Source organism: Mesorhizobium sp. M7A.F.Ca.CA.002.05.1.1, assembly GCF_003998335.1.
Taxonomy (GTDB): domain Bacteria; phylum Pseudomonadota; class Alphaproteobacteria; order Rhizobiales; family Rhizobiaceae; genus Mesorhizobium.
The window spans coordinates 1-934 of the sequence record NZ_RZQI01001405.1 but is presented as its reverse complement, the minus strand read 5'-3'; the positions used below and the strand labels follow the sequence as shown (position 1 = coordinate 934).

The 934-nt window shown below is 61.1% G+C and carries 1 protein-coding gene and 1 pseudogene; both read left to right on the top strand.

Translation table 11 applies throughout. The features are described 5' to 3' along the window. Positions 1-231 (top strand): annotated as a pseudogene (locus tag EN939_RS35925) (ABC transporter ATP-binding protein); the annotation flags it as partial. A 14-nt stretch (positions 232-245) separates the two neighbouring features. After that, positions 246-934: MlaD family protein (locus EN939_RS35920; protein ID WP_164751596.1), on the top strand; the 689-nt coding region annotated here is incomplete at its 3' end.

The window sequence follows — 934 nt, the reverse complement described above, 5'->3', positions numbered from 1 at the left end:
TTCGACGAGCTGGCGGTCAAGCTGCGCGATACGATGGATTTGACTGTCTACATGGTCACGCACGATCTCGACACGCTGTTCACCGCTTGCGACCGGGTGGCCGTGCTCGGCAAGAAGAAAGTGCTGGTCGAAGGCACCATCGACGACATGCTGAAGAGCGAGGAACCGTGGGTAAAGTCCTATTTCCGCGGAAAACGCGCCCGGCAACTTGATCTTGCGGCGCGCGCATAGCCATAAGTGGGACAATGGAAACCAGAGCCAACTACGTCATTGTCGGCATCTTCACGCTGGCCGCGATCCTGGCGGCGTTTGCCTTCGTCTACTGGACGGCGGCCATCGGCGACAAGGGCGAGACGACGTTGCTGCGCGTGCGCATTCCGGGCTCTGCGTCCGGGCTTGGCCGCGGCAGTTTCGTGCTGTTCAACGGCGTCAAGGTCGGCGACGTCAAGCGCGTCTATATCGACGTCGACAATCCGACGGTTGCCATCGCCGATACCGAGATCGACCGCATGACGCCGATCACCAAATCGACGCAAGCCGATATCGGGCTTGCCGGCCTGACCGGGCAGGCCAACATCGAGCTCAAGGGCGCCGACCCCAAGGAAGTGAAACTCCTCGACCAGGCGGAAAAGGAAGGCAAGGTCGCCGAGATCGTCGCCAACCCGTCGGCGGTGATCAACCTCTTGCAGACGGCGCAGAATATCTTCACCCGCGCCGACAAGGTGCTGACCGAGCTCGAAGGCTTCACCAGGGACGTTCGCGGGCCGCTGACGCAGACCGTCCAGAATGTTCAGACCTTCTCCGATGCGCTGGCCAAGAATTCGGATGGCATCGACAAATTCCTGTCCGCCGCCAGCACGCTGGCGGATGAGCTTAAAGGCGTTTCCGGCAAACTCGACGGCACGCTGAAAGCAGCCGAAGGCCTTCTCAACGC